This is a genomic window from Nodularia harveyana UHCC-0300 (assembly GCF_034931085.1).
Classification (GTDB): Bacteria; Cyanobacteriota; Cyanobacteriia; order Cyanobacteriales; family Nostocaceae; genus Nodularia; species Nodularia harveyana.
Genome location: NZ_JAYGHG010000008.1, coordinates 24,184 through 39,724, shown reverse-complemented (window position 1 = coordinate 39,724; position 15,541 = coordinate 24,184). Strand labels below are relative to the sequence as shown.

18 protein-coding genes are annotated in these 15,541 nt (G+C 40.3%); 9 read left to right on the top strand and 9 right to left on the bottom strand.

Translation table 11 applies throughout. From position 1 onward, the window contains the following. Positions 1-25: 25 nt before the first annotated feature. On the bottom strand, positions 26-916 hold the full coding sequence (locus VB620_RS07450) for an ATP adenylyltransferase family protein (RefSeq protein ID WP_323195606.1): 891 nt from the start codon (positions 914-916) through the stop codon (positions 26-28). A gap of 57 nt (positions 917-973) precedes the next feature. Further along, positions 974-2,041 (bottom strand): J domain-containing protein, encoded by a 1,068-nt coding sequence (locus VB620_RS07445; RefSeq protein WP_323195510.1) that lies wholly within the window; start codon positions 2,039-2,041, stop codon positions 974-976. Between the two features lie 143 nt (positions 2,042-2,184). Here VB620_RS07445 and VB620_RS07440 point away from each other — a divergent pair, with 143 nt between their 5' ends. From VB620_RS07440 to VB620_RS07430, 3 genes are all read left to right on the top strand, one after another. Continuing rightward, complete coding sequence (locus VB620_RS07440; RefSeq protein WP_323195509.1) at positions 2,185-2,541, top strand: Rieske (2Fe-2S) protein; 357 nt, start codon at positions 2,185-2,187, stop codon at positions 2,539-2,541. Between the two features lie 123 nt (positions 2,542-2,664). Continuing rightward, positions 2,665-3,270 (top strand): vWA domain-containing protein, encoded by a 606-nt coding sequence (locus VB620_RS07435; RefSeq protein WP_323195508.1) that lies wholly within the window; start codon positions 2,665-2,667, stop codon positions 3,268-3,270. Positions 3,271-3,351: 81 nt separating this feature from the next. Then, positions 3,352-3,747, top strand: coding sequence for a salt stress protein, Slr1339 family (locus VB620_RS07430; protein WP_323195507.1), 396 nt, complete (start codon positions 3,352-3,354; stop codon positions 3,745-3,747). A 35-nt stretch (positions 3,748-3,782) separates the two neighbouring features. Here VB620_RS07430 and VB620_RS07425 read toward each other — a convergent pair whose 3' ends face one another. Beyond that, positions 3,783-4,121 carry a winged helix-turn-helix transcriptional regulator gene (locus VB620_RS07425; RefSeq protein ID WP_323195506.1) on the bottom strand — a complete coding sequence of 113 codons (339 nt, stop codon included), beginning with the start codon at positions 4,119-4,121 and terminating at the stop codon, positions 3,783-3,785. Positions 4,122-4,269: 148 nt separating this feature from the next. On the opposite strand from VB620_RS07425, the gene VB620_RS07420 reads away from it, so the two are divergent. Both VB620_RS07420 and VB620_RS07415 read left to right on the top strand, forming a co-directional pair. Continuing rightward, positions 4,270-4,893 carry an FMN-dependent NADH-azoreductase gene (locus VB620_RS07420; protein ID WP_323195505.1) on the top strand — a complete coding sequence of 208 codons (624 nt, stop codon included), beginning with the start codon at positions 4,270-4,272 and terminating at the stop codon, positions 4,891-4,893. 79 nt (positions 4,894-4,972) lie between these two features. Further along, the gene (locus tag VB620_RS07415) at positions 4,973-5,563 is read left to right on the top strand and encodes a CHRD domain-containing protein (RefSeq protein ID WP_323195504.1); all 591 of its coding nucleotides are present in this window, start codon (positions 4,973-4,975) and stop codon (positions 5,561-5,563) included. A gap of 93 nt (positions 5,564-5,656) precedes the next feature. On the opposite strand, the gene VB620_RS07410 is transcribed toward VB620_RS07415, so the two are convergent. Together VB620_RS07410 and VB620_RS07405 are read right to left on the bottom strand one after the other, a co-directional pair. After that, the gene (locus VB620_RS07410) at positions 5,657-6,160 is read right to left on the bottom strand and encodes a 2TM domain-containing protein (RefSeq protein ID WP_323195503.1); all 504 of its coding nucleotides are present in this window, start codon (positions 6,158-6,160) and stop codon (positions 5,657-5,659) included. 89 nt (positions 6,161-6,249) lie between these two features. Further along, positions 6,250-7,053, bottom strand: a complete 804-nt coding sequence (locus VB620_RS07405; protein WP_323195502.1) for a creatininase family protein — start codon at positions 7,051-7,053, stop codon at positions 6,250-6,252. 146 nt (positions 7,054-7,199) lie between these two features. Here VB620_RS07405 and VB620_RS07400 point away from each other — a divergent pair, with 146 nt between their 5' ends. After that, complete coding sequence (locus tag VB620_RS07400) at positions 7,200-7,457, top strand: hypothetical protein (protein WP_323195501.1); 258 nt, start codon at positions 7,200-7,202, stop codon at positions 7,455-7,457. Between the two features lie 61 nt (positions 7,458-7,518). On the opposite strand, the gene VB620_RS07395 is transcribed toward VB620_RS07400, so the two are convergent. Both VB620_RS07395 and VB620_RS07390 read right to left on the bottom strand, forming a co-directional pair. After that, positions 7,519-7,953 (bottom strand): type II toxin-antitoxin system VapC family toxin, encoded by a 435-nt coding sequence (locus VB620_RS07395; protein WP_323195500.1) that lies wholly within the window; start codon positions 7,951-7,953, stop codon positions 7,519-7,521. Next, entirely contained in the window at positions 7,925-8,161 is a 237-nt protein-coding gene (locus VB620_RS07390; protein ID WP_323195499.1) for an antitoxin family protein, read from the bottom strand. The genes VB620_RS07395 and VB620_RS07390 overlap by 29 nt, the downstream gene beginning before the upstream one ends. A gap of 267 nt (positions 8,162-8,428) precedes the next feature. On the opposite strand from VB620_RS07390, the gene VB620_RS07385 reads away from it, so the two are divergent. Next, complete coding sequence (locus VB620_RS07385; protein WP_323195498.1) at positions 8,429-9,358, top strand: hypothetical protein; 930 nt, start codon at positions 8,429-8,431, stop codon at positions 9,356-9,358. Between the two features lie 388 nt (positions 9,359-9,746). Further along, positions 9,747-11,309, top strand: a complete 1,563-nt coding sequence (purH, locus tag VB620_RS07380; RefSeq protein WP_323195497.1) for a bifunctional phosphoribosylaminoimidazolecarboxamide formyltransferase/IMP cyclohydrolase — start codon at positions 9,747-9,749, stop codon at positions 11,307-11,309. A gap of 482 nt (positions 11,310-11,791) precedes the next feature. Here purH and VB620_RS07375 read toward each other — a convergent pair whose 3' ends face one another. Continuing rightward, positions 11,792-12,064, bottom strand: a complete 273-nt coding sequence (locus VB620_RS07375; protein ID WP_323195496.1) for a GlsB/YeaQ/YmgE family stress response membrane protein — start codon at positions 12,062-12,064, stop codon at positions 11,792-11,794. A gap of 278 nt (positions 12,065-12,342) precedes the next feature. Then, positions 12,343-13,725, bottom strand: a complete 1,383-nt coding sequence (gene hemN / locus VB620_RS07370) for an oxygen-independent coproporphyrinogen III oxidase (protein WP_323195495.1) — start codon at positions 13,723-13,725, stop codon at positions 12,343-12,345. A 591-nt stretch (positions 13,726-14,316) separates the two neighbouring features. On the opposite strand from hemN, the gene acsF reads away from it, so the two are divergent. Next, positions 14,317-15,393: a magnesium-protoporphyrin IX monomethyl ester (oxidative) cyclase gene (gene acsF, locus VB620_RS07365; protein ID WP_323195494.1), complete on the top strand. Its 1,077-nt coding sequence runs from the start codon at positions 14,317-14,319 to the stop codon at positions 15,391-15,393. Positions 15,394-15,541 lie beyond the last annotated feature (148 nt).

Sequence of the window (15,541 nt, the reverse complement as noted above, 5' to 3'; positions counted from 1 at the left end):
GTAGGTTTTCCCTCCGGGTGAGGTTCTATACAACTGGTAAAGCCACATTCTGCAAAATTGTCATTGGCCCTTGTTCCTTGATTGTCTGCATTTGTTGTTGATTCCGCACCAGCAACGCCCCTGCAAATCCCAAGGAGTTGATAGATATAGAATCAAAATGCTCGTGCGATCGCGGTACAATTAACATCCATTCTCTTGTAGCTAAAAGATTGTAAGCCCCAGATGCTCTATTATCCTCTAATGTTGCTAAATCTACAGCACTTAATAGGCTCTGATATAGCTCTAGTGTCGCTGCTGCGGCTTCTAAGGGGGAATTATTAAAATTTGGGTCTAACTTCCCTAAAGCATGAATAAAGGGCAATTCCGGTATAGTGGTTACAGAGTCGGTAAATTTTGCCGATTTAATTAGCGGTGCTATCGGTATTTCCACTGCGGAAGGTGTGAGTGGTAAGGGTACTATTTGCAGATGTTTATGTGGCTGACTTGCACCAGCAATTTTACCACCATTGTAAAATACTAAACCGTCAAACTCACTTAGACAGGCACACATCGCGGCAAAGTCTGCCAGGGTGAGTAGTGTTTCCTGTTCTTCAAAGGCGCGAGTAATAATTAGCAGATGATGGTCAACAACGTTAAATTTGTTCAATATAGAAACATGAGTCGGAGAAATATCTGCAACAAATAAATCTTCTTCGTAAGGAAGAAAGGGATTAGTTTTTTTACTTGGTGGCTGGGCGGTATCTTTGCGAGTAAGATTAGATAAAATTCTGACTAAAAATTTGATGCTATTCTGCTCGACAAATTCAAAATCTGTCGGTATTGATAGCAATGCTCCACATTCTAAGGCATATTTAGTCTGCTCTTGGATTCTATTCCATAAAGTACCAGGTCGCAGTGATATTTTACTCTGTGCTATTTCTATTTTTTTGCTCATGGTGAAGTGAATGATGATTTATATCTAGAAAGTTACTCTTTAAAAGAACATGAGTTCACCTAATTCTAGAAACAGTTCTTCAAACATATCATCCTCAGAATCTTCATCCGTATAACGCAGATTTACGGGTCCTGAGAGAAACTCTTTAATAGTGATTTTTTGCTCTCGAAAATCTTTGACAAAATCCCGAATGGCTTTAATAGTGTTAATTTCTGCTTCTACTTGTTCCGCCATCGTTCCAATGGGGTCTATTCCTAATTTTGTGGCTTTACGACAATCAGAAACCATCGCGCCTTCTGGGGTGTTTTTCACTTGGCGGAGTTCCTGTTTTAATGTCTCATATTGATTTTTGAGGATTTGATTTTGCTGTTCTACGCTCATGCATTGACGAGTTAAATCGTCTACGCTATCAAGATTAATATAGTTACCTATTTGATGTTGCTGTTCAATTTCCAACAGTCTAGCTAAATCACCATCTTGGTAGGCTTTATTGATTTCCTTCATGATTTCGGTATGATGCTTTTGAGTTTCGCTATCTTTTACCTTGTCTGGGTGAAATATTTCGGCTAAACTCAAGAATGTCTGACGAATTTTCCTAGCAGCATCTGATTTTTTATCAACAGAAAAGTCTGTCTCTTGTGGTGCGGCTCGATATTGATAATTTTCTTCTGTATGTGTATCTGAAAAGTTATCTTCCTGAGTATCATTTCCAAAGATTTCGTTTAAATCTATGTCTTCATCTTCCGGATCATGTTTGGGTTTGGGTGTGATAATTCTGGCTAACTGGAGTTGATAATAAATGGCTGTAATATCTTTTCTAGTCTGTTTACCCAATTTTCTGTGGGAGAAGATTTCATCAAATAGGGTATGAATTTCTCGGTCGATATCTATCAGGTTTTCAAATTTGGGATGACAGCGATTAAAGATATCTGTGGCGACGGAACGCATCTGTTCAACAAAATTGTTGAGTTCGGTGCGTTTTCTTTTAATTTGTTTCAATAGCCACTGATGTTCTTTGTCTAAAGTTTCTAGGCGGATATGGATAGATGAAAGCGCCAGTGATGTTGTGGTTGGGGACTGGGAGGAAGATGTGGATTTTCTGGGCATAAGAGAGGCCAGTTTGATTAAGTTGACATCTTATACAGATCCTACAGCGAAAACATTCAGTTAACTAACTTAATCTGTGCGATCGCATGGGTCACAATTGCGAGAAACTGAAAGCAGATGATTAAGAAAGGAAAACCAAACCCATGAGTTGGACTAAAGTTTTGTCTGCGGATGCGCTAGCGCCAGAAGGGAGACAGGTGGTAAAAGTTGGTACACGGAAAATTTTGCTGGTGAACCACGACAATCAGGTTTATGCTGTGGATAATACTTGTCCTCATTTAAAAATGCCGATGAAAAATGGCAAAATTACGGAAACCGGGGCGATTGTTTGTCCTATACATCGCAGTGCTTTTGACTTAGGTACTGGTGAGGTACAATCCTGGTGTCCTTGGCCGCCTGTTGTCGGTAAAGTTTTATCTAAGATTTCAGCAGAAAAGTCACTACCAGTATTCCCGGTGCGTGTAGAGGAAGGTAGTATTTGGATTGATGTAGAAGAATAGTCGTTGATGGTAAGCGATCGCTGTTGCTACTCTAACTTAAACTTAGGGCGATCGCTTACCCCTGTAGCCTGAATTCCAGTTGCTATAGTAAAAATGCCCAAATTATCAGTGGAGAATTAAATTATGCTGGAAAATCGAGACTATACCTTAATTATTGACAAAAGCGGGAGCATGGCTACCCCAGATCAAAAAGGTGGTAGAACTAGATGGGTCTCAGCACAAGAATCTACCTTAGCCTTAGCAAGTAAGTGTGAGCAATTTGACCCCGATGGTATCACTGTATATTTATTTTCCGGTAGATTCAAGCGCTATAACAATGTCACAGCAGCTAAGGTGACACAAATCTTTCAGGAAAATGACCCCTCTGGTTCTACAGACTTAGCAGGTGTCTTAAAACACGCCACTGATGACTACTTTCAACGCAAAATTACAGGTCAAACTAAGCCCAATGGCGAAATTATCTTGGTAGTTACAGATGGGGAACCGGATGACCGCAAAGCAGTAATGAAAGTAATAATTGAGGCTTCTCGCCGGATGGATGTCGATGAAGAACTTGGTATTTCTTTCATTCAAGTGGGGACAGATGCACAAGCTACGCGCTTTCTCAAGGTTTTAGATGATGATTTGCAAAGTGCTGGCGCAAAATTTGATATCTGCGACACCATTACAATGGAAGATATGGAAGATTTGAGTTTATCGGAAGTGCTACTCAATGCCATTATGGATTAGTATGGCTGGGCGGTAATGAAACAGATAAACACCGATTTCCACTAGGAACTTATTGACGCTGTGACTTACTAGTTTAAAACTATGGATTTTCTTGATAAGCTGCTAGATGAACTCAGAACTAAATATAATCCGACTAAACCCAAAGCATCACAACCACAGAGAAATGTAGCGCCATCTTTCATCTCCAAATCACCAAAATCTTTACCTTTAGAGGATAGTCTTTTGGCAGAAGTTAGGGCAGATTTTGCAGAACTAGATGCAAATGAAGAGTTAAGAAAACAGGAAGCATTAAAACGGGAAAAATTACGACAAGCCCAACTGAAATCTCAAAAATTGGTAGCTTTGCAATTAGAAGCCGAAACATGGTTAAAAACATTAGATCGGTTTTCTTCTGAAGGTCTGTGGTTTGCAAGGTTTGCGGAAACTTACCCCTCAGAATTAGAGGCGGCGATCGCATATTTAGAAACCAACAAATAAACTAAAATTTAACTTAATTTAACTGGACTGTTGTGCTAATCATTAACTTGCAAAAAGTGATCAACAGCCCATTTATGCATTGCATATAAAATTGGAATTAGACTTTTTCCTAAAGTTGTTAATGAATATTCTACCTTTGGGGGGATTTGTGCATACACTTCACGATGTATAATACCGTCTTCTTCCATTTCTCGAAGTTGCTGAGTTAGCATTTTTTGGGTAATTCCCGGTAAGCTACGCTGTAATTCCCCAAAGCGTTTGACCTCTGAGATTAATTCTCTAATAATCAAAACTTTCCAGCGTCCGCCAATTACTTTTAATGTAGTTTCAACTTCGCAAGTGAGTCTGCTATCTGTTTGCGCTTCAGCTTTCATAGTTACTTTTTAGTAAGTACCGTACTTTTAAGTGCCTACTTTTCATCTTAACTATACTTGATTTAAAGTCTATGTAGTAAGTTTTTTCGACATTGGTTTTCAGGCTGTTTCATATCCATCACTATAGTTTGTATAGCATAATTTTTTTATGACAAATCTCCTTCACATTGATGCTAGTCCCCGTGGTGAACGTTCAATTTCTCGTGGACTTTCCTCTGAGTTCGTCACATCTTGGAAAAATACTCATCCTGGGGTGAACGTTAATTATCGGGATTTAGGTCGCAATCCTGTTCCCCATGTAGATGAATCCTGGATTGCTGCTGCTTTTACACCACCTGATACCCGCACACCGGAAATGAATGCAGCAATTAAGCTATCTGATGAATTAGTTGATGAGTTCTTGGCTGCTGACTACTATGTTTTTGGTGTGCCAATGTATAATTTGAGTATACCCTCTACTTTTAAAGCTTATATTGATCAGATTGTCCGGGTTGGTCGGACTTTCGCTATGGCTGAGAATGGTTACAAAGGTTTAGTAGATAGTAGCAAAAAGGTACTAATTATTACTTCCCGTGGCGGTACTTTTCCTCCAGGAACTCCTGCTGAAGCCTATGATCAGCAAGTACCCTATCTTCGCACTATTTTGGGTTTTGTCGGACTCACAGATGTGACTTTTATCCATGCTGATAGTCTGAACATGGGTGATCAACCGCGACAAAATTCTCTAGCCGCAGCTAAAGACGCGATCGCCCAAATCGTCAGTAATTGGTGAAAATTAGCACATATTTATGATGTAGAGTACAATCTCTGTGAAGCAATTATGTGATTGTACATACTCATTCAGGTAATTTATGAAACTTTTGTTAACTGGGACATTTATGGGTGCAGCGATCGCACTCACACCCCTAGCAGCTAATGCAGCAGTTTTTAACTTCACCAGTGTTCTCAATGGTGATCAAGAGGTTCCTTCAGTAAATACCACAGGTATGGGTACAGCCACAGGTACACTATCTGGTGATCCTGGTAGTTGGGTTTTTGACTATGCAATCAATTACTCCGATTTGCAAGGTGTCATAGTCGCACCCTTCGCACACATCCACAACGCCCCCGCAGGTGCAAACGGTCCGGTGGTTCACTCCCTTGATAATGCCGACATCCCTCCCATTGCAGGTAGCAGTGCGGGGACAATTAACGGAGATTGGCGGTTTGATGATGCTACCTCACCTTTGACAGATGTGCTAGCACAAGAACTAATAGATGGTAACGCTTACTTCAATATCCACACAGATATTTTTCCTGGTGGTGAAATTCGCGGACAAATTCTAGCCGCCCCTGTGTCTGTTCCTGAACCAACATCAATGTTAGGTTTATTGGCCTTTGGTGCTTTGGGTGCTAGTTGGCAATTAAAAAATCAGAAAAACAAGCATAAGGTAATTGGCTAGGTTTAAGCTTTAGCATAAAACCAAATTAATTATATATTGTACCTCTAGATAGTTTCTGGAGGTTTTTTCAATAATTAAACTCGGTTGCTATAACTAAATTTGCAAAGCTTTAAACCACTTACTGAAAACGGTGTTAATGGTTTTTTTGATTTGGTGTTTACGATGCCACTTTTGAAAAGCCATTTCGTACTCTTCACCTTGAGTTTGGAAGGTATTCCAAATATCTAAACCTAATGTCAAGCTGCAAAATAGTAAAAAGTACAATGACCAAGAAAGAGTACTGCCGCCGATAAAATCTAGCACTATTAAAAAAGTGTTAATAATTGCATAATTACCAAGACGTTTCTTAAATCTGCCGATGCGGTAGGAATGAAAAGCTTGTCTTTGTTCAATTTCACTACGTTGCGATCGCCAGTCAATTTCTGCTAAGTTCAAGGAATCTGGTGATATATCTAACTCTTTAGCAATTTCTAACAATTCTGCATAGGAAAATTCCTTATTTTGGTCATCAGCTTGACGTGCGATCGCTAACTGAAGAATACGCTGCACATCTTCTTGGCTATAAGAACGAAGGCTGTGAGGTTCAAATGCCGTCATAATTATGATCTCTGAATGTTAACCTGGACTCAAAATTTGCCAACTGGCACTACCATTACTACATCTACACTAACAAATTTCCATAATTACTAGTGGGGTTTTAGTGGCTGAAAATTGTAAATATCTTGAATAGCTTGCACCCAACCATTGGATACAGATTCCAAAATGCGATCGCCTTTTTCCTTAGTGGCGGTTGTTGCATCCCCAATCACCCCAGATTTACTGATATCTTTAGTTGCCCAAGACACAGGTAAATTTCCCTCTAAACTTAGTGAACTGCTTTGCTTGGGTATTGGTGGATACTCCGCCACAGCTGCTGCCATTTTCACCTGTTCTGGTAACAGTGACAGCATAATGCTAGTTTCCGCATCTCCCGCGTGCATACCTTCGGCTGCTTCCTTGAGTGTCAATAATTCTTTAGTAATATTTGGCACACGCCAAGTAAACAAGGGAAACACCAAAAAATCATCATACTGAATATGCAAATCTCGCGCCACCATTTGCATAACTTGGGGTTGTCCACCGTGGGAGTTCATCAACACCAATTTTCTAAACCCAGCCCGGTAAATACTTTCGCCCATTTCCATAATTACTGCTGTCAGGGTGGCGGTACTCAAGGTAATGGTTCCGGGAAAGTGCCAATGCTCATTGGATTTACCATAATACAGAGTGGGTAATGCATAGGCGGGGATACTTGCATCAAGTTTTTTTAGGGCTTCCCCCAGAACTCCCACACCAATAGCAGCATCCACAATCAAAGGTAAATGGGGTCCATGTTGTTCAATTGCGCCCACTGGTTGAATAATCACGACATTTTCTTTATTTGGCATAGCTTGGATGTCGGTCCAAGTCAGGTAGGGAAAAAATCTTTCTGGGGGAATGAAACTGTGCATCTTATTACTAGCGCGTCATTTTCATGTTAGCGAGATTTGAGGAAATAAAGTATTTTGTCCCCAGTCTCTAGTACACCAAGCAGTAAGTCCTAACTAACACTATATGTTTCGATATAATGAATGTATTAATTGGGCTAAGTTGATATATGGCGATCGCAACCAACCGACCAATTCAACAGAAAGCACTCAGCTTTGATGAGTTTCTCGTCAGTTATCGTGACGATAACCGTTATGAACTTATTGATAGAGATATATTTGACTTGGAACCAACAGGCTTGCATGAAGAAGTTGCAGCCTTTATTACCACAAAGGTATGCGTCCAGATCGACCAAATGAGATTGCCTTGGTTTGTGCTTCAGCGAGGACTTATTCGCCCTGCTAACATTGGAATGACTGCATTATAATAAACTTTAGAAGATGATTGTTAAGGCGATGCCTGCGGCGAGCGTAGCTATCGCATATTTATTAATTTCTTAACAACGCCCGAAATCCTGCTTGATTGAAATGTTCATCCGCAGTGAGGGCTTCGGCAATTCCTCGATTTTGCATCACAACAAATGATACACAGTCAACCAGTCCCCATTCTTTGTCTTGGCGATTTCTAAATAATTCAAAGGCAGCGCAATACAATTCATTTGTCAAAAGCACTATTTCAACATTTGGGTCTGATTCAAGAGATTCAAGAAGTTGAATTGCGGCAGTCCTATATCTTTGCTTTGAAAGTGCATTACCAATTTCCAGCAAAATTGCTTGAGTTGTGACGAGATAGAGATTTTGAAGTTCTATCTGTTCAGCAAGATTAACTGCTTTAGCATGGTTTTGATCAGTGGTTGCAGATAAGGCAATCGCAAAGGATGTATCTAAAAAAACTTCATGCATTTTCTGACTTGCTTTCTCCATACAGATATTGGTCTATGTTTTCTGACCAGTCTGGATTGCCTTGCAATTTTAAAGATTTGGCAGTTTGTAAGAATGATTTTCTGGTTGCTTTAGTCTCAGGTAATAGGCTTTCAACAATAATCCTTACTCTTGTCCCTGGTTTGATATTTAAAGGTGTTGCAGGAATAAGGGTTTCGCCATCGAACAGCGCATCTAAGATTTGGAGCATAGCATTTTATCAAATATTGCTTCTCTATCATTGTACTATTTTCAAGCTTAATATCAAGAATAGATCGCCTATCACCATAGCTATAGACTGATCGATCGCACCTCATAGTAACAAAACAGTGCGATCGCCTTTAGCAAACTTGAGAAGATGATTGTTCAGGCGATAAAGTTAAGAGTTTAGAAGTGATCGAGGCATAACAAATCATTGGATCTGACAAAATTGTGCTACTTTGTAGGAATACAACTTTATAATCCTTGAACTATATTTATGACTCTTTGTATTTCATACAAGTCGAAATCTCCTTATGATGATATTCCCAGAGCAGTCTGCTATGCAGATTCTCGTATCACTATTCTTGGATCTAGTGACAAGCAAACCGCTACAGGAGGATTTCTAGCGTCAAATGCAGAAATCAGGCATCAGACTGATAGCGGAATTAAAATTCAAATAGTGTCTGCTATAAGAGATGACAATGAGAGTTCCCGTGATTTTGTGTTTTCTATTGCTGGGGCTGTTTCTCTTGGGCTACAAAGCTTAATTCATTTAGACTCGGTTTTTAAAACATTCTATGAAAATTACAGTTTTGAAGAATATATAGACAGGATAAAAATTACACTTCATGAATTTTGGAAAGATGCATGGGATCAAAAAATTGAGTATTTGATGACAGCAACAGATGATAGTGGAGAAATAAGAATAATTAAAATCAGGGGATCAGAACCAAAACCAGAATCAGAATCAGATTTCGTTTTAGAGGAGGTTCAGGAGGAAAATGAGTTGCTGTTTTCTGTTATTGGGAATAATGCTGAAAAAGCCCGCGAAACGATTCTTGGTGAGACGAATTCTCTCATGTGTGGGGGGATGGAAATGGATTCAGCATTAGATGTAGCTTGTTTGCGTATGATGAGACGTGCAGTTGAAGATCCAACTCAAATCTTTATTGGAGGAAATATACAATCTTGTTATTTAAAAGATAAGAGCGCTAAATATGTCACTCTAGACGACGGATGTAACTTGCTGTTTCGAGGTGTGAAGTATTCACGAGAGTACGGTGATTATCCAAGCAAATTGAATAGAGAAGAATATCTACCTTTATTTTTAACGTCAAGTATTGACCAAGATATGTGCGATCCTCAAAAAAGCATTCAAGAGATTATGGAGCAAGCCCGAAATAGGTTGACTAAGTATTATAAATAGGTGGACTAAGTAGTCTAACAATTCAAATGTAGAGGACAGTTGAAAGCTGCTGGTTATGGCTTTCGGATTGCTCACTGCCACTTATTTGAGGTGTTATTCGGAAACGATCGCTCCGTTGAGGTTGTATGATTTCATCCGAGATTGGGCAAGCAAAAATAGTTGGCTTCATTGTTGAGTTTGGAGTGATTATTGGCGATCTCAAGAACGGGCAGGACAATTCCAAGACGTAGCGCGTGTTCTCCCAAGAATCCAGAAAGTAGAATGACATCAGCACAGCCTTTTTTTATTTATCACTCCCTTAGTTCTGTAATCTGGTCTTGAACTGAACCCAGGCTTGTGTAAAACTGAGGATCTTTCGCTTCCAAGCCTACATCAGAGGAACTAAAACATGGCGCGTCTAGCACTGCTGAGTGTATCTAACAAAACTGGTATAATTGACCTGGCCCGGCGCTTGGTCGAAGAATTTGACTTTGATTTAATCAGCAGTGGGGGAACCGCCCAAACCCTCAAGGATGCGGGGCTACCTGTCACCAAGGTTTCTGATTACACTGGTTCACCTGAAATTTTAGGTGGTCGAGTTAAAACCTTACATCCCCGCATTCATGGCGGAATTTTGGCGCGGCGAGATATTCCCCAACATTTGACAGATTTAGAAAATAACCAAATTCGTCCCATTGATTTAGTGGTAGTCAATCTTTATCCTTTTGAGGAAACTATTGCTAAACCTGGGGTGAGTTTATCTGATGCGGTGGAACAAATTGATATCGGTGGCCCGGCGATGTTACGGGCTGCGTCGAAAAATTTCGCCCACCTGACGGTATTATGTAACCCAGCACAGTATGAGGAATATTTACAGGAATTAGGGCAAAATAACGGTTCTGCATCTCTGGAGTTTCGCCAAAAATGTGCTTTAAAAGGTTTTTCCCATACGGCTAGTTATGATCAAGCGATAGCGCAAGCGCTGACTTGTCAGTTCGCAACTTATCTCAGCCAACAAGATTCCGATACCCTACCCCAAGAATACAACCTCTCTGGTCAGCAATTGCAATCTCTGCGTTACGGCGAAAACCCCCATCAACCTGCTGCTTGGTATCAAACTGGTAGTACTCCCACTGGTTGGGCTGCGGCGACGAAGTTGCAAGGTAAGGAATTGAGTTATAACAACTTGGTGGATTTAGAAGCCGCCCGCCGGATTATTGCGGAGTTTACTGATAGTCCCGCCGCTACGGTGATTAAACACACAAACCCCTGTGGTGTGGCTGTGGGTAATAGCCTGGTGGAAGCATATCAAAAGGCTTTTAATGCTGATTCTGTTTCGGCTTTTGGGGGAATTGTCGCCCTGAATCGCCCCATTGATGCGGCGACAGCCCAGGAGTTAACTAAGACGTTTTTAGAATGTGTAGTTGCGCCTAGTTGTGAACCCGCAGCCCAAGAAATTCTGGCGGCGAAATCGAAACTCCGAATTTTGACATTAGCAGATTTGAGTAGTGGTCCTGAAGATACCGTGAAAGCGATCGCCGGCGGTTTTTTAGTCCAAGCTGCTGATGATCAAATCGCTGATACTAATAAATGGCAAGTCGCCACCGAACGTCAACCCACCCCGGACGAACTAGCCGAGTTATTGTTTGCTTGGAAGGTTTGTAAACACGTAAAATCCAATGCTATTGTGATTACAGGCGATCGCACTACACTGGGCGTAGGTGCAGGTCAAATGAATCGGGTCGGTTCAGTTAAAATAGCTTTAGAACAAGCCGGCGCAAAAGCCCAAGGTGCAACTCTCGCCAGTGATGGATTTTTCCCCTTTGATGATTCTGTGAGAACCGCCGCCGCCGCCGGAATTACCGCCATTGTCCAGCCAGGAGGCAGTTTGCGTGATCAAGATTCCATCAAAGCCGCAAATGAATTGGGTTTAGTCATGGTGTTCACTGGTGTACGCCACTTTCTACATTAAATCTCTACACTAGAATTTGTGCCACTTGAATAACTGTCACATATCACACCTGCTTTTTATCAGACCTACAGTACTATCTAGTTGTGTGTGAGGAGCAAAGTTACAAATAAGAAGCGCTTGGGGTGGAAACACGGCAACACTCCCAGGCGCTTTTTGTTTTGTTCTGAAAAATTCTACTACAGCAAATAGTTATTCAAAATACTTGCAATTACAGAAAAAAGATGGTATCCTTCACTTGTGTGTGAGGAGCAAAGTTACAAATAAGAAGCGTTTGGGGTGGAAACACGGCAACACTCCCAGACGCTTTTTAGTTTTTAACCCACCGAAGTTATGCAGATTGGCTTTCCAGTGCATTAGCGATAAAAAGTATTTTTAATAAATTAAATAGTTTTAAACATTAAAAACCCGCTACAGATACTACCAATAGGGTAGTACCGATGCGTGGAATTTAACAAATTAGTATTTAGCAGCTAGTTAAAAAATTAGACACTGCGACGGTTAGTGAAAAGTCCCCATAAATAAATAGCAATAATTGACCCAATAACCGCAACGAACAGACCAGGAATACTTAAAGTCGCAGCCGTTAATTGTATTTGTCCCGTTTGTAGCAGGGTGAAGATGCTACCGCCGAGAAATGCACCAATAATGCCCAAAATCATGGTTGAGAGAATACCGCCACCTTGACTACCTGGATAAATCGCTTTTCCGATCGCACCAGCTAAAATTCCTAATATTGCCCAAGCAATAATATTCATAAATATCCTCGAAAATTTCAACTGTAATCAGCTTATCAATTGCTATTTAGAATTGTTTCTATCAGAAGAAAGAGTTCTTAAAATCAAAAGGTAGAGAAACTTTTTTGTTATATATTTTCCTGGATTACCAGATACCCGACCTCTTGAAGAAATCGGGAAACAATCATTTTATATATGTGTGTAAAAGTTAACCACTTAATATTTATATCTGTGGTTATTTATATCCTGACCTACTCAGGTACAATATCAATTTTTAGCTAGTGATTACCATCATCAACTCAAATTGAACGAGAGAATCGCTGTTCTTTAGTTTGATGATAACTATCAAACTTTACGGCAATATTTCTCACCAATAATCTACCGATATCTGTAATCTGGATATGATTATTTGAGATGTTAACCAGTCCATCGGTTTGCAGTTGTGCTAAGGCTGCTAATTCATCGGCAAAATATTCATCGAAATTGATCTGATATTGTTCAGAAATATTTTGCTTATTGAGATGGAAGTGAGACATAATCGACATGATTACATCCCGTCTGATGATGTCATCTTGATTTAGTTTAATCCCTTTACTCAGAGGGATAATATCTGCGGAAATTGCTTGATAATAATCCTTTAACTTCTTGTGGTTTTGGATGTAAGCATTATGCAGCATACTGATGGATGTCGCCCCAAAGCCTAATAGTTCTGTGCCGGCGTGGGTCGTGTATCCCTGAAAGTTGCGCTGGAGGGTGTGATTTTGTTGGGCGATCGCTAATTCATCATTATTTTTAGCGAAATGATCCATACCAATAAACAGATACTGGTTACTGGTCATTTCCTCAATGGTCATTTTGAGAATTTTTAACTTTTCCTGGGGTTCAGGTAATGCGGCTTCGGGAATATTTTTTTGGGTCGGCTTCATCCAGGGGACATAAGCAAAATTGAACACACCAATCCGGTTGGGATCTAATTTAATAGTTTTGTGGATTGTTTCCTGAAAAGTCTCCAGAGTTTGATAAGGTAAACCATAAATTAGGTCAACATTCACACTCTCAAACTTGGCTGCTCTAATCCAACTCATTGTATCAAACAATAGTTTTTCTGGCTGGATGCGATTTACAGCTAGTTGGACTTGGGGGTTAAAATCCTGAATCCCAAAACTAATGCGGTTAAACCCTACCTCACGCAAAAAGAAAATATATTCTTGATCAATGTAACTGGGATTAATTTCAATAGAAATTTCTGCTTCGGGGTCAATATTAAAGTTTTCTCTAATCTGTTCCCACAAGAATTTTACTTGGTCTTGATTTAAATAGTTTGGTGTACCACCACCCCAGTGAACTTGTAGGACTTTTCTGTCTTGATCAATCAAGCGCGCCATGTTCTTGATTTCTCGCACCAAATGCTCTATATAAGGTTTAGCAATATTTTTATTTCTAGAAATAACTGTATTACAGCCGCAGAAATAGCAAGCACTTTCACAAAAGGGGATGTGAAAATATAAAGACAGGGGAGATTTACGGTAATTTGAGGCCGCGATCGCCGCGTGAAAATCACCTGTAGTAAATTCTGTATTTAACTCCGTCGCCGGCGGGTAACTCGTGTATCTGGGCGTAGGAGTATCATACTTTTTGATCATCTCTAGATCAAATTTAACACCGGGCAAGACAAAAACCATCAAAACCTCCAAGAAACTGTGATCATCCCGCCTCATGTAGCGCGGCAGAAATGTATACTTTTTCTGTTGTCTATTACTACTTACCGAAATTCGGAATTAGGATTTTAGGCATTTCCCACAGTGGCTGATTCATGCCAACTTGTACTAGTGTAGAGAGTAGTTGTCGTGCGTAATGTGTTGAGTTCAACCAAACAGCCTAAATAACAGAAATGATAGGATTTTTTGGTTTTGCATCATTTTTCTCTCCCAAAACTATTTAACTATCAATATTTGCCTAACTACAAAATTTACTAATATTTCTTTAGATTTTCCTGCTTTCCCCTACCTCTTATCCCCCATCTGACATCTTTCACCAAGCCCTGGAACCCTTAGAAATCGCGGAACCACCCAAACTAAGTCCGCCTACGCGGACTCACGGAAAAAGAAGGGTTTTGAACCCACCTACGTGGGTTTCGCCTGTGTAGCAATGACTTCCAGTCGCCCGGTGCAAGATATGAGGTACTCCCGAAAATTTTAATATTTTATCTCTTGTGTAATTAATATAATTTATGCTTATATAACTATACAAAGATAAAGCATGAAAGCAGTCTCATGGTTAAGTCTGTTCAAACTCCCGAACCTCAATTACTGAAGCCTGGGATTAAAGCCCCAGTTCAGGAAACCTTATTAACGCCTCGGTTTTATACCACTGACTTTGACGCAGTAGCTAATTTAGATATTTCCGCCAATGAGACTGAGTTACGGGCGGTGATCGAAGAGTTGCGTGCTGACTATAACCGCCATCACTTTGTCCGCGATGAAGAGTTTAAGCAGTCGTGGGATCACGTTCAAGGAGAAAAACGCCGCGCTTTTATTGACTTTTTAGAGCGTTCATGCACTTCCGAGTTTTCCGGATTTTTGCTGTTTAAAGAATTATCCCGGCGACTCCAAAAGAAAAATCCCCTTTTGGCTGATGCTTTTAATTATTTAGCACGGGATGAAGCGCGCCATGCGGGATTTCTGAATAAATCTATGGCGGATTTTAATCTGTCTCTGGATTTAAGCTACTTAACGAAACACCGCACATATACTTTTTTCCCGCCAGAGTGGGTAATTTACACTGTTTACCTCTCGGAGAAAATCGGTTACTGGCGCTATATTTTAGTTCATCGCCATATTGAGAAACATCCGGAATATCAATTTTATCCCTTGTTCCGCAAGTTTGAAAGTTGGTGTCAGGATGAAAACCGACATGGGGATTTCTTTAAAGCCTTGTTGCGATCGCAACCCAAATTATGGCAAAGTTGGAAAGCCCGGTTGTGGGTGCGTTTTTTTCTGCTGACTGTATTTGTCACCCATACCATTACAGTATTTGAACGGGCGACATTTTACGAAGCCATTGGCATACATCCCCGCCAGTACAATAATACAGTGATTCAGGAAACCAATAATACCTCTGCCAGAGCATTTCCTCTGATTTTGGATACTAGTCATCCAGACTTTTTCTGGCGATTAGAACAGTGTTTCCTCGGTACTCAGAGATTAGCAGAGATCAAAGAGAGTAAGGCTTGGGGATTGGTCAAGTTCTGGCGAAAAATCCCGCCAATGTTCTCGATTTTCTCTAATATGTTGCGGCTTTACCTGATCAAGCCCATTGACACAGAATCAACACGCGGTACTGTTCGTTAACAGCAGTTTGTATTCTTAATACTATAAATCTTGTGGGGTGGGCATACTTCGATCAACTGAGTACAAGTATTGCCCGCCTTAGAGGATATTTTAAATATCTCCATCGCTGACCTTCCCCTCATATATGAAAACTTTGTATCCTAAACTT

Excerpts from the sequence above, each read along its gene's own strand:
- VB620_RS07445 (WP_323195510.1), bottom strand. The coding sequence starts at position 2,041 with ATGCCCAGAAAATCCACATCTTCCTCCCAGTCCCCAACCACAACATCA.
- VB620_RS07440 (WP_323195509.1), top strand. The coding sequence starts at position 2,185 with ATGAGTTGGACTAAAGTTTTGTCTGCGGATGCGCTAGCGCCAGAAGGG.
- VB620_RS07435 (WP_323195508.1), top strand. The coding sequence starts at position 2,665 with ATGCTGGAAAATCGAGACTATACCTTAATTATTGACAAAAGCGGGAGC.
- VB620_RS07430 (WP_323195507.1), top strand. The coding sequence starts at position 3,352 with ATGGATTTTCTTGATAAGCTGCTAGATGAACTCAGAACTAAATATAAT.
- VB620_RS07425 (WP_323195506.1), bottom strand. The coding sequence starts at position 4,121 with ATGAAAGCTGAAGCGCAAACAGATAGCAGACTCACTTGCGAAGTTGAA.
- VB620_RS07420 (WP_323195505.1), top strand. The coding sequence starts at position 4,270 with ATGACAAATCTCCTTCACATTGATGCTAGTCCCCGTGGTGAACGTTCA.
- VB620_RS07415 (WP_323195504.1), top strand. The coding sequence starts at position 4,973 with ATGAAACTTTTGTTAACTGGGACATTTATGGGTGCAGCGATCGCACTC.
- VB620_RS07410 (WP_323195503.1), bottom strand. The coding sequence starts at position 6,160 with ATGACGGCATTTGAACCTCACAGCCTTCGTTCTTATAGCCAAGAAGAT.
- VB620_RS07405 (WP_323195502.1), bottom strand. The coding sequence starts at position 7,053 with ATGCACAGTTTCATTCCCCCAGAAAGATTTTTTCCCTACCTGACTTGG.
- VB620_RS07400 (WP_323195501.1), top strand. The coding sequence starts at position 7,200 with ATGGCGATCGCAACCAACCGACCAATTCAACAGAAAGCACTCAGCTTT.
- VB620_RS07395 (WP_323195500.1), bottom strand. The coding sequence starts at position 7,953 with ATGGAGAAAGCAAGTCAGAAAATGCATGAAGTTTTTTTAGATACATCC.
- VB620_RS07390 (WP_323195499.1), bottom strand. The coding sequence starts at position 8,161 with ATGCTCCAAATCTTAGATGCGCTGTTCGATGGCGAAACCCTTATTCCT.
- VB620_RS07385 (WP_323195498.1), top strand. The coding sequence starts at position 8,429 with ATGACTCTTTGTATTTCATACAAGTCGAAATCTCCTTATGATGATATT.
- purH (WP_323195497.1), top strand. The coding sequence starts at position 9,747 with ATGGCGCGTCTAGCACTGCTGAGTGTATCTAACAAAACTGGTATAATT.
- VB620_RS07375 (WP_323195496.1), bottom strand. The coding sequence starts at position 12,064 with ATGAATATTATTGCTTGGGCAATATTAGGAATTTTAGCTGGTGCGATC.
- hemN (WP_323195495.1), bottom strand. The coding sequence starts at position 13,725 with ATGGTTTTTGTCTTGCCCGGTGTTAAATTTGATCTAGAGATGATCAAA.
- acsF (WP_323195494.1), top strand. The coding sequence starts at position 14,317 with ATGGTTAAGTCTGTTCAAACTCCCGAACCTCAATTACTGAAGCCTGGG.